Genomic DNA, 12749 nt, shown 5'->3' on the forward strand with positions numbered 1-12749 from the left:
ATTTGGCTCGTTTTAAATTCTGTCCCTAAAGCCAACAACATCGGCTCTAGGGCTCTGTTATTGGTGTCTAAACTGTCGCGATTTTTTGTTGTTTCATTTCAGCAATGGTGTCTGCGCGTTGAATGCTATTGATAACGTGCAGTAGCGCCTGACCAGAGGCTTCGACGATATCCGTTGAAACGCCGGTGCCGTGGTACTTGCGGCCTTTATAGTTAGCAATGATATCCGCTTGGCCTAAGCCATCTTCGCCTTCGCCTTTCGCAGTAAGGTCGAATTTGTCCAATGCAATTTCGTAACCTGTTAAGCGGTAGATACATTGATATAAAGCATCAACAGGGCCGTTACCGACAGCCGCTTCGCACTTCTCTTCGTCACCACATTGCAGCTTGATACTGGTGGTAGACATAACACTACCAGATTGTACGCTTAGGTAGTTAAGTTTATAGAAATCATCTTCGTCACGTAGGTTCGCGAAGTGCATTAGTGCTTCTAAGTCGTAATCGAATACTTGGCCTTTACGGTCAGCAAGCTTTAAAAAGTCTTCGTACAATGAATCTAGGTTGTACTCATTGTCTTTGTAGCCCATTGCGTCCATGTGGCTCTTAACGGCTGCACGGCCACTACGGCTTGTTAGATTCAGAGCCTTGTTTTTCAAGCCGATCGACTCAGGCGTCATGATCTCGTAAGTGTTCTTGTTCTTTAGCATGCCATCTTGGTGGATACCTGAAGAGTGGCTGAACGCGTTTGCACCGACGATAGCTTTATTGTCTTGAATTGGCATGTGGCAAAGCTGGCTAACCAACTTACTGGTACGGTGAATCTCTTTGTGGTCCAAACCAGTATGAACACCTAATAACTCTTGACGAGTTTTGATGATCATTGCTATCTCTTCTAAAGAACAGTTACCCGCACGCTCACCAATACCATTGATTGTGCCTTCAATTTGTCGAGCACCCGCTTGAACGGCTGCTATTGAGTTAGCAACCGACATGCCTAAGTCATCGTGACAGTGAACAGATATGATCGCTTGGTCGATGTTTGGTACGCGATTAAATAGCGTTTGGATAATGCCACCAAACTCGTTAGGTACTGTGTAGCCTACTGTGTCTGGGATGTTGATGGTTTTCGCACCCGCGTTGATCGCAGCTTCAACCATGCGACATAGATTATCGATAGGCGTACGACCTGCATCTTCACAAGAGAACTCAACATCATCTGTGTAGTTACGAGCGTGTTTAACGGCTTTTACTGCCATCTCAACAACATCGTCATAGCTACGACGCAATTTATCTTGCACGTGAACCGTTGATGTAGAAATGAAGGTATGAATACGGAACTGCTCAGCGACTTTTAATGCCTCTGCAGCGGCATCAATATCCTTCGCTACTGCACGAGAAAGTGCACAGATACGGCTATCTTTAATATTCTTCGCGATGGTTTGTACCGACTCGAAGTCGCCTGGTGATGACACCGGAAAGCCCGCTTCGATAACATCGACACCCAGTCGTTCAAGTGCATAAGCGATCTGTAATTTCTCTTTTACCGTAAGGCTTGCTGCCAACGCTTGCTCGCCATCACGTAAGGTCGTGTCAAAAATTATCACTTGATCGTTCATGGGTGCTTCCTTATATCGATAATGAATCGATTGCTATCCAAATTATTATTAAGAATGATGTTCTTTTAAAAGTGCCAGTTACAAAAAAACCCGCTCAGCGCGGGTTTTAATATTTGTGTAGTTCTTGACCCACAACTTACCCGCGCGATTGATTCACGATAAGGAGACGTTTTAGCAGTCGAGAAGAAGAAAAAATCATTACACAAATATCCGTAAATAAACTGTTAACACCATATTTACCGCAATTTATTCTGAGCGTCAAACAAGAAAATCCAATATCAGCGTGCTTTGGTGGTGTTTTTGTTTGGTTTATGCTGTTTTGTGTTGTTTTGTTGGATAAATAATCTAACTGGTGGTTTTGCATTGGGGGGTTAGTTTATCGTTTGGCTTATGTGTAGGTTAAAACTTTGTAGTAAATCTTTTTGATGGAACGATTCACCCAAAAAATTACAAGCGTGACCAAATTAATTAATCACTTGATTAAATAGTGAGTAATTAATCTTCTACTGTTACGCCTGTTTATCTCTATAATTAATCAGATGATTAATTATAGAGATGGATTTTTGCCATGACGGCACGAAAAGCTGGGCGACCTCAAAAGAACTTAGATGTTCGACAGTTACTGATTGAGCATGCCCGTGATCTGTTTGTGGTCCAGCCATACGATAAGGTATCGACACGCCTGATTGCTGACCGTGCGGGTGTGAACATTGCGATGATTCGTTATTACTTCGGCAGTAAGGCCGGGCTATTTGAAGCAATGCTGCGTGAAACGCTTCGGCCGATGCAGTTACAGATGCAGAGGTTGGTTGAAGAAAGCAGTCATGAGAACTTTCTTGATTTAATGCGGACTTACTACAAAGAGATGGTCAAGGTACCCAAGTTTCCTCGTTTGATAGCCCAAGTGATGAACATGCCGCCTTCTGAAGTGCAAAGAGAGTTACTCGAAAAGGTTTTTCATGATGTTGCCAAGCCAGCCCAAGATGTCATTTTTGAAAAGTTGGTAGCACAAGGTGTCTTAAGAAAAGATATGGATCCCAAACTCTGTCGCGTGTCGTATATAAGCTTGATGGTGTTTCCTTTCATCGCTCCGCCGCCTTTATTGGCAATCCATGGTATTGAGATTAATGAAGAATTTCTTAATCGTTTAATCGAACACAACATTCAACTGATGACAGAAGGCTTTATAAACGCACCGAGCCCTTCTTCTGTGCAGGACCAAAAATAATGAAAATAAATAAAAAACTACTCTTCTTTCCCGCACTTGCGGTTGGTGTTATTGGCCTTGTTGTCGCGATTAACTTGAAGCCGGACCTTCCAACTAAACCAGCAGGAGATAGAGCTCGCTTAGTGGATACTGTGAGCCTAGAACAACAACTCATAGCGCCGTTAGCGGTTGGCTTTGGCAAAGTTGTTCCAAAAGTCGAATGGAAAGCGATCGCCGAGGTGACGGGACAAATCGTGTATCGACACCCAGATCTTGATAAAGGTCAGGTGATCCCTGCGGGAACGGTTGTGCTCAAGGTTGATCCACTGGACTACGAATTGAAGCTGATACAAGCAGAGGCGGATCTAAAATCAAGCCAAACCTCACTAGCTAAATTGAATCAAGAAGAAGACAACCTCAATCAGACCCTTAAGATCGAAAAGAATCGTTTAGTGATCAGCAATAAAGAACTGCAACGCAAGCAAGATCTGCGTAAGAAAGGACTGACTTCTCAATCGGATGTCGATCTACAACAACAAAGTGCCTTGTCTCAACAGAAATTGGTGTTGGATATCGCGAACCAGATCGCCTTAATGCCAGATGAAAAGCGTGTCGCGGAAGCGGTGATTAAGGTCAACGTATCTAAAGTGAAAGAAGCACAACGCTCTCTCGATAAGACCACCATCACTTTGCCAAGAGCGATGCGAATTGCTCAGGTTGATATCGAACAAAATCAAGTGGTTAATCTTCAACAAGAGATGTTTATTGCACACGGAATTAATGTCATGGAAGTGGAGGCGCAACTTTCTATTCACGATATGCAAACTTTAGCTTCCAGTTTTAACCAGTTCCCCCGCGATGCAGCAGGAATACCTAATCCTTATGAAGCGCCAATCAAAGCAAGCATTCAACTTAACAGCGGCAGCCTGAACCTTAGCTGGCCTGCGAAGGTGGCAAGAATTAGCGAAACGGTTGATGAGAACCAAGCGACGGCGGGAATTATTCTTGAGATCGCTCAAGATTACTCACAATTGCAACCAGACAGTGCAACGCCTTTGGTGAATGGTATGTTCGTCAAAGCTGAGATTGAAGGTGTCGCGAATCTGAGCTGGGTGATTCCAGAGCGCGCACTGCATGGCGATAAGGTTTACCTGATGGATGAAAAACAGCGCTTACAAGTGGTGAATGTTGAAGTGCTTTACCGCAGAGACAATCAAGTGGTTGTAAGTGGCGAGCTACAAACCGGAGACAAGCTTGTTCTTAATGATGTCCTGCCAGCAATCGAAGGCATGTTACTGAAAGAGTCAAAGTCTGAAGAGGCTGAGCTTGAATCTGATACTCAGGAGAGTGCGTCATGATCAAGTTCTTCTCTAGACACCCAACAGCAGCAAACTTGCTGATGCTTGGGCTGTTGATCTTGGGTATAAGCTCGCTATCAACCATCAAGCGCGAAACCTTTCCTGCTTATGATCCGCCTTACATTATGGCTGCGATTGTGTATCCCGGTGCTTCGCCACAAGAAGTGGAAGAGAGCTTATGTGTGCGAATGGAAGATGCAGTCGACGGCTTGGCTAACATTGAAGAGACTCAGTGTGAAGCGATCGAAGGCAGTGCCCGTTTAATCCTAAAGTTAAATGAGAAAGCGGACATCGGTCGAATGCTGGTGGACGTACAAACCCAGATCAACTCGATCAATGACTTCCCAACTGAGATTGAATCACCTGTTGTTCAAGAGTTGGATTGGAATGAACCGGTTGTTGATATTGCTATAACAGCCGAAACGTCGTGGCCGGAACTTAAGGCTTACGCGGAAGATCTTAAACGCACAATGAAGCTTGATTACGATGTCTCTCTGGTCGAGGTCAGCGGTTTTTCCGATCATCAATATCGAGTGGAACTGGATACACAAGCCATTCGACAGTTGGGATTAAGCGTTGGTGATATTGCTGACCAGATAGGCCGTCAAAATGTAAAACTGCCGAGTGGTAATGTCGAAACACCAGACAAAAACTTCCTGATTCGTTTTGATGAGAGACGAATAACGCCTGTTGAACTGGAAAGCATCGTGGTGGGATCTGCGCCTAATGGCTCGGTGATCCGTTTACGAGACATCGCCAAAATAACCGACCGCTTTGAGCTTGATGAACAAAAGGTGTTGTTTGATGGCAAGCCTTCGGCGCTGCTTAAGATCAGTAAGAACAAAGAAGACGATGCGCTGCGAATCAAAGAGAACGTAACGCGGTTCGTTGAAGATCAAAGTGCGATTGCTCCTGATGGCGTCACCCTACAAATGACCAATGATCTCTCTTCGGTATTGTGGGATCGCCTTACCATGATGGTACGCAATGGCTGGCAAGGTATTGTGCTGGTATTTGCCACCATGTGGTTGTTCTTCAGTTTACGATATTCATTCTGGGTTGCGGCAGGTTTGCCGGTAGCCTTCCTTGGTGGCTTGTTCTTAATGGCTAACTTGGGCTTGTCGATCAACATTATGTCACTGGTCGGTTTATTAATGGCGATTGGTATCATGATGGATGACGCCATCGTGATAGCTGAATCGATAGCCTCCCACTTGGATCGGGGGCAAAACGTTGATGATGCGGTTTACAACGGCGTTAAGAAAGTGCTTCCCGGAGTACTGTCTTCTTTCTTAACTACGGTCTGTATTTTTGGTAGCTTACTGTTTCTTGATGGGGAAATGGGCGCGGTGCTGAAAGCGGTGCCTCAGGTACTTATTTTAGTGTTGTCTCTGAGCTTAATCGAAGCTTTCCTGATTTTGCCTAATCATTTGTCTCATTCATTACACAAAGAAAAGAATGACAAGCCAGCGCTGCGTTTTAAGGTGGTGTTGCTTGAGAAGTTTGAGAACTTCCGTAATACCACTTTGATGAACATGGTCGAGAAAGTCGTGACATTCCGCTACGCCTTTATGGGGGGAGTACTGACCCTGTTGTTGCTTTCGGTAGCCTTGATCGCTGGTGGCGTTGTTAAGTTCCAACCTTTCCCAGAGCTGGATGGCGATATTGCCGAGGCGCGCATCATTCTTCCGCCGGGCGCGTCATTGTCTCAAACCGAGAGAGTCGTCGACAAAATTGTCGCTTCTGCTGAACGTTTGAATGAGCAGTGGAGTGAAGATGTTGAGGGCGGTAATAAATTGGTTGAGCATATCACTAGCCAGTTTAATGCCAATGCAGACGCCAATGAATCAGGCCCGCATTTAGCCACGGTGCGTTTAGACTTACGCGGCGCTGAGAGTCGCAATACCGTTATCGATGATTTCATTGATGCATGGCGAGAAGACATTGGTGATCTTGCAGATCCTATTTCATTAGTCTTCAAGCAGCCAACCATGGGGCCGGGCGGTCGTGCTATCGAGATCCGCGCCAAACATGATGATCTTGCCGCGTTGAAATCGGCTTCTTTGGATATTCAGGAATACCTCAATCAGTTTGATGGAGTGCATGGTGTTTTAGATGACATGCGTATGGGTAAAGAAGAGATCTTAGTTAAGCTGCGCCCAGGAGCGGAAACCTACAATGTGAATGGGCAGATGATTGCGTCTCAGTTACGAGCGGCTTTTTTTGGGCAAACGGCGGATGAGATTCAAATCGGTGTTGAGAATATCTCGATTGAAGTACGTCTCGATAAGGAGCAAGCGGGCGACATACAGCAGCTTGCTAACTTCCCAATCATTACTGCAGATGGCAGTCAGATCCCGCTAGCAACGTTGGCGACATTAGACTTTCAACGTAACTACGTGCGAATCCAGCGAATTGATGGACTGAGAACCATCAGCATCTTTGGTGATATTGATAACAAGAAAGCGAGCTCATCCGCAATTTTGGCTCAGTTCCAAAGAGATGAAGCCGCCAAACTTATTCAGAAGTACCCGGGATTACGCTTTGATTTCGAAGGGGAGACCAAAGATGCGGCTAAGACGGGTGCATCAATGGGTAAAGGGTTCTTGCTCGGCTTATTCGGTGTGTTCGCGATTCTTAGCTATCAATTCAGGAGTTACTTAGAACCTGTGGTCGTGATGCTAGCCATTCCCCTCGCTTTTATCGGAGTGGTTGTTGGCCACTGGGTACTAGGACACTCTTTGAGTATGCCAAGCATGATGGGCTTTGTGTCGCTTGCCGGGATTGTAGTTAACGACTCTATCTTGTTGGTGCAATACATTCGTCACCACGTTGATGAAGGAGATAGCGTGCATGACTCGGTAGTGAAAGCCAGTCGAGAGCGTTTCCGAGCGGTATTTTTGACTTCAATGACGACAGCGGCAGGTTTGCTACCGCTGTTAACGGAAACCAGCTTACAGGCTCAGGTTATCCAGCCATTGGTTATTTCGATTGTGTTCGGCATATTTGCCTCTACGTTACTGGTGCTGTTTATGATCCCTGCGGCCTACGCGATATTGGCAGATTTCGGTTTGGTGAAAAAACACGAGCCTCTTTCGATATAGAGTTTTGAAATAATAAAAGAAGCAATAAAGCGGCCTAGTGCCGCTTTATTGTTTATTGGGTGCTTTTTCTCACCTTGGCTCAAGCTATTGTACTGCGCATCCCAAGGAAATTTCATTTTAGTTCATTCAAAACGTCACTTCACTGTCATTTGTTGGGCATAACTTGAGCCTTAACTGAATAAGGATTGTTAAGGAGATCGTATGCGTACTATCGAACCTATTGTCCGCTGGGATGTGGCATTTTCTGTTTTCTGTTTAAACAACCGCTATGGCGGTCAGCATGCAACACTCAGTAAAGCGGTATCTCATACAGGAGATGGACATCTTTATGTGTTGATTGCGTTGATTGCTTTGCTGGTTGATAGCAACACTGGTCGAGACTTTCTATTGGTCGGTCTCACCGCCTTCGCAATCGAACTGCCTATTTATTGGTTTGCTAAAAATACTCTCAAACGCCGAAGACCGGCTGAATTCTCTTCACTGCTTCACTCTCATATTGTGCCATCCGATAAATACAGCCTGCCTTCTGGTCATTCTGCAGCAGCTTTTGTTATGGCGACCCTAATAGGACATTTTTATCCGAGCTTGTACCTCTTTAGCTTGGTGTGGGCAACTGCAATTGCAGGCTCCCGAATCTTGCTTGGTGTGCACTTTTTAACGGACGTACTGATAGGTGCAGCTTTGGGCATCGCTTGTACTAGCCTTGCTCTCAGCTTCATCCTCTAATTATTTTATTGGCAACTACTGCCGAGCTTAAGTGGCAAACTTAAAGGAACATGCATGAAAATCTTATATGGCGTACAAGGCACAGGGAATGGTCATATCGCTCGAGCGAGAGCTATGGCTGTCGCTTTTCGCCAGCAAAATATTGATGTCGACTTTCTGTTCTCTGGGCGAGATGAGAGCAAGTACTTCTCGATGGAAGCGTTTGGCAACTATCAAACCCGCAGCGGCTTAACTTTTTACAGTGAGCAAGGGCAGGTTAAATACGGCAAAACATTCATCAAGAACAATATTTGGCGATTCCTCCGTGAGATTAACCAGGTCGATCTTACGCCCTATGATTTAGTGATTAATGATTTTGAACCTGTGACTGCATGGGCGGCTAAGAGACAAGGTGTGCCCTGCATTGGCATAAGCCATCAAAATGCGTTTCGTTATGATGTACCCAAAGAAGGAGGCAACTGGATTGAGCATTCAGTGATCCAACATTTCGCCCCAACCGAGCACTCTATTGGCTTGCACTGGTATCATTTTGAACAGCCGATACTGCCGCCTATCGTTCACACGCTGGCAGGTGATGAGCAAACTAAAACAGCACAAGACTTTACGTTGGTCTATTTGCCATTTGAAGATCTTGAGTCGATCTCAGAGCTGCTGATGAAGTTCATTTCGCATAACTTTGTCTGTTACCACCCGAATGTGATTGAGCATAGTCGAGTCGAAAATATTGAGTTCAAACCACTCAGTCATGCTGGCTTCCAATTTGACCTTAATCAGTGCTCAGGCGTGGTGGCAAATGGCGGCTTTGAGCTGCCGTCTGAAGCTCTAACCTTAGGGAAGAAATTGCTTCTTAAACCACTTGAAGGGCAGTTTGAACAACAGAGCAATGTGGCGACGCTAGAGGCGCTTGGGTTAGCTCAAACCATGACCTTTTTAGATGCCGCTATCTTGCGCGCCTGGCTCAGTGAAAAACAAGCAGAGGTGGTCAATTATCCAGACGTGGCAAGTGCACTCGTTGACTGGGTATTAGCGGGGAATTGGTCTAATCAAGATGACTTAAGAAAGCAACTTTGGGACAAGGTCGACTTTCCAAGTTATGCATCGCTCTCATAACTCATAAGTGTTATTTCTGAATTAACTGGCTGAACGATTCATGCGTTCAATAAATTGTAACAAATGTAACCAAACGATAGAACAGCTAAATAAGTCGAAATGAAACTCATAAGTTAAGCTTTTTATGTTTTTTTATAACTCTATAAATTATTGATTTTTAGGTGTTATTTAATCATTAAGATAAAATAAAATTATTCTTTATCAATCTTGTTGGTGGCTCGAGATGTATTGGTTAATAGTAATGGTAATCCGAAAAACATCGGTCTGATAAATATAAGAATTAGTGGTTATCTATTCCCATACCATTACCAATTTAACGCTGTCGAACCGACAAGAGGCAACTTGAATGTTAGATAAAAAAGACGCAATGAGTGCAATTGCAAGCTACAGAATGGAAAGCACACTTCGTGGAGTCGACTTAAATCTTTTGACTGTATTTGATGCAGTTATGCAAGAGCAAAACATTACACGTGCAGCTCACAATCTGGGTATGTCTCAGCCAGCTGTAAGTAACGCTGTTGCTCGTCTAAAAGTGATGTTTAACGACGAACTATTCATGCGTCAAGGTCGTGGCATTCAACCGACTCAACGCGCTCGTCAATTGTTTGGTCCAATCCGCCAAGCACTACAATTAGTACGCAACGAATTACCAAGTTCTGTGTTCTCTCCTGAGTCGTCTTCTCGCTTGTTCAAACTTGCGATTTGTAGCCCTTGTGACATGCGTTTTGCTCCTAAGATCATGTCTACAATCAACGACCAAGCACCTAGCGTTAAACTGCACATGGATGCTGAATTCGATCGTCAACTTTCTGAGCGTATGCGCTACCAAGAAATCGACTTCGTAATTGATTACGCTCGTTTTGATGAGCAAGGCTTCTCAAGCACTGAAATCTTCCAAGACGAATTAGTGGTTGTTGCTTCTGCTTCTCACCCACGCATCAACGGTGAAGTTTCTGCGACAGAACTGCTTAACGAAAAACACGCAAAACTGTCTCGCATTCATGGTCAACGTAGCTTCTCTGAGCAAGCTTACCGTGACCTAGATTGCACGCCTTTCTACGAAGGTACGAGCTTGAGCAACGTTCTTTACGTTGTAGGCCAATCTGAACTAGTAACCATTGCTCCTCGTTGGATGGTAGAACATGCAGCGAACAAAGAGCAGCTTCAGATTCTAGATTTCCCATTCGATAATGCGGCGATTTCTGGCTTCCTAAGCTGGCACGAATCAAGTGAAAAGGACAAAGGACACATTTGGTTACGAGATCAGTTAATGATGATCTGTGGCGAAGTAGTGGCACTTAACTAGGCACTAATCCCTATAATTTATAAGCCCTAAGCTAGGAGTCTGGCTTGGGGCTTTTTTGTACCTGCTATTTTTGTTGATAGAAAACTTAGCGTGAGACGTACTATTACTTATAACTTTGAGCTTCATCAGTTGCCTTTTCCATGATCAGAGGTACACTTGTGCGCTCAAAAAAGCTTACAGGTGTAAGCCAAAGGTAAAGAGATGGCCAATTTAGATTTTCATATCGTAAAAAGACTTCGTGACCAAATTGCCCAAGGTGGCAGCCGTACAGCTTTGAAGCACAAAGTAGACAATGTATGGCAAGGTATTAGCTGGGAGCAGTTTGGACAACAAATCGATACGCTTTCATTAGCGCTGTTGGCTCAAGGACTGAGAGTTCAGGATAAGATCGGTATCTATTCGAACAACATGCCTCAATGGACCGTGGCAGATTTTGCATCGTTACAAGCACGTCTTGTGACTGTGCCGATTTATCCTACGAACACAGCCGCACAGTCTTCTTACATCATCCAAAACGCAGATGTGAAGATCTTATTCGTTGGTGAGCAAGTTCAATTCGATGCAGCTGTTAGCCTATTTGAAGAGTGCGAGCAGCTAGAAGTGGTTGTGGCTATGTCAGATGACATCGATCTGCAAGGACACAGCTTTGCCGTATCTTGGACTGATTTAATGGCACGCGGTGTTGAAGCACAACAAGCTGAACTTGATACCCGTCTTGCTGATGCAAGCATGGACGACTTACTGACTCTTATTTATACCTCTGGTACTACAGGCCAACCAAAAGGCGTAATGCTTGATTACACCAATATCGGCTACCAGTTAGAGGGGCACGATGAGCGCCTTAGCCTAAGCAAAGACGACGTATCATTGTGTTTCCTACCTCTGTCACACGTATTTGAGCGTGCTTGGACGTTCTACGTTCTCTATAAAGGCGCTACCAACTGTTACCTGCAAGACACGATGCAAGTGCGTGACGCGTTAAGCGATGTGAAACCTACTGTCATGTGTGCGGTTCCACGCTTCTACGAGAAAATCTTCTCAGCGATTCACGAGAAGGTGTCTAAAGCGCCATTTATTCGTAAAGTGCTATTCACGTGGGCGGTGAACATGGGAGCGAAGCTTTCAGTTTGTCACCAAGAAGGTCGTACTCCATCGATGATACTGAAGAAGAGTCATGCGCTAGCCGATAAGCTGGTGCTATCTAAACTACGAGCTCTACTAGGCGGCAACATCAACTTCATGCCATGTGGTGGCGCGAAGCTTGATGAGACGATTGGTCGTTTCTTCCATGCTATCGGCATCAACGTAAAGCTTGGCTACGGCATGACAGAAACTACAGCAACGGTATCTTGTTGGGATGACCGCTGCTTTAACCCTGATTCGATTGGTATGTCGATGCCGGGCGCAGAAGTGAAAATTGGCGCCAAAGACGAGATTCTTGTTCGTGGTCCAATGGTGATGCGCGGCTACTACAAGATGCCAGAAGAGACAGCTAAGACATTCGATGAGCACGGTTTTTTGAAAACCGGTGATGCGGGTCATTTTGATGAAAATGGTAACCTATTTATTACTGATCGTATCAAAGAGCTGATGAAAACCTCTGGTGGTAAGTACATTGCACCGCAAGTGGTTGAAGGTGCGATTGGTAAAGATCACTTTATCGAACAGATTGCCGTTATCGCTGATACGCGCAAATTCGTTTCTGCGCTGATTGTTCCTTGTTATGACTCGTTAGAAGAGTATGCCAAAGAGCTTAATATCAAGTATCACGATCGCGTTGAGCTGGTTAAGCATCACCAAATCGTCGAGATGCTAGAAAAGCGTGTGAATGACCTGCAGCAAGAACTGGCTAAGTTTGAACAAGTGAAGAAATTCAAACTGCTGCCAAAAGCATTTTCTATGGATGACGGTGAACTGACACCAACTCAAAAATTGCGTCGTAAAGTTATCAACGATAAGTATCAAGACGAAATCGAAGAAATGTACAACGAAAAGCCTAAAGATAAGTAGTTTTCTACTTAGATAAATTTTCAGTTGTTTAAAAATCCCCCTACGAATGTGATTGCATTTTTAAGGGGATTTTTTGTATCTAAAGAGACAGCACAATGTGCGAAAGCGCACACCAGTAAGCTCGTTGTTTATCGATAAATAGTGATTTATTGAAATATTAAGTGCTTTTTTTTGATTGTTAACTAGTTTTTAAAACTGGATTGAAAGGTTGATTTGGGTTTTGTTTGATGCTTTGAGCTAATAGTTGGTTTTTTGGCACAGTTGTCGAATAACAGGTGTTAGACCAGATGATAATAAAGCGTTAAAGTTGTTT

At 44.4% G+C, this 12749-nt stretch carries 8 protein-coding genes; 7 read left to right on the top strand and 1 reads right to left on the bottom strand.

The window, feature by feature from the left end:
• Window positions 1-67: 67 nt before the first annotated feature.
• Window positions 68-1615, bottom strand: a complete 1548-nt coding sequence (gene leuA, locus BCT34_RS09885) for a 2-isopropylmalate synthase (protein ID WP_076657030.1) — start codon at window positions 1613-1615, stop codon at window positions 68-70.
• Window positions 1616-2183: 568 nt separating this feature from the next.
• Between leuA and BCT34_RS09890 the strand changes: the two genes are divergently transcribed.
• The 7 genes from BCT34_RS09890 to BCT34_RS09920 all read left to right on the top strand — a co-directional run bounded on the left by BCT34_RS09890 (window position 2184) and on the right by BCT34_RS09920 (window position 12436).
• Window positions 2184-2843: a TetR/AcrR family transcriptional regulator gene (locus tag BCT34_RS09890; protein WP_076657031.1), complete on the top strand. Its 660-nt coding sequence runs from the start codon at window positions 2184-2186 to the stop codon at window positions 2841-2843.
• Window positions 2843-4180 (top strand): HlyD family secretion protein, encoded by a 1338-nt coding sequence (locus BCT34_RS09895; RefSeq protein ID WP_076657032.1) that lies wholly within the window; start codon window positions 2843-2845, stop codon window positions 4178-4180. The genes BCT34_RS09890 and BCT34_RS09895 overlap by 1 nt, the downstream gene beginning before the upstream one ends.
• On the top strand, window positions 4177-7284 hold the full coding sequence (locus tag BCT34_RS09900; protein WP_076657033.1) for an efflux RND transporter permease subunit: 3108 nt from the start codon (window positions 4177-4179) through the stop codon (window positions 7282-7284). The genes BCT34_RS09895 and BCT34_RS09900 overlap by 4 nt, the downstream gene beginning before the upstream one ends.
• A gap of 201 nt (window positions 7285-7485) precedes the next feature.
• The gene (locus BCT34_RS09905) at window positions 7486-8010 is read left to right on the top strand and encodes a phosphatase PAP2 family protein (protein ID WP_076657034.1); all 525 of its coding nucleotides are present in this window, start codon (window positions 7486-7488) and stop codon (window positions 8008-8010) included.
• A 54-nt stretch (window positions 8011-8064) separates the two neighbouring features.
• Window positions 8065-9120 carry an MJ1255/VC2487 family glycosyltransferase gene (locus tag BCT34_RS09910; RefSeq protein WP_076657035.1) on the top strand — a complete coding sequence of 352 codons (1056 nt, stop codon included), beginning with the start codon at window positions 8065-8067 and terminating at the stop codon, window positions 9118-9120.
• Between the two features lie 346 nt (window positions 9121-9466).
• Window positions 9467-10426: a transcriptional regulator LeuO gene (gene leuO, locus BCT34_RS09915; RefSeq protein ID WP_076654498.1), complete on the top strand. Its 960-nt coding sequence runs from the start codon at window positions 9467-9469 to the stop codon at window positions 10424-10426.
• Window positions 10427-10627: 201 nt separating this feature from the next.
• Window positions 10628-12436 carry a long-chain fatty acid--CoA ligase gene (locus BCT34_RS09920; protein WP_076654497.1) on the top strand — a complete coding sequence of 603 codons (1809 nt, stop codon included), beginning with the start codon at window positions 10628-10630 and terminating at the stop codon, window positions 12434-12436.
• The last annotated feature ends 313 nt before the right edge of the window (window positions 12437-12749 follow it).

It is taken from the genome of Vibrio sp. 10N.261.45.E2 (assembly GCF_002875705.1).
Classification (GTDB): Bacteria; Pseudomonadota; Gammaproteobacteria; order Enterobacterales; family Vibrionaceae; genus Vibrio.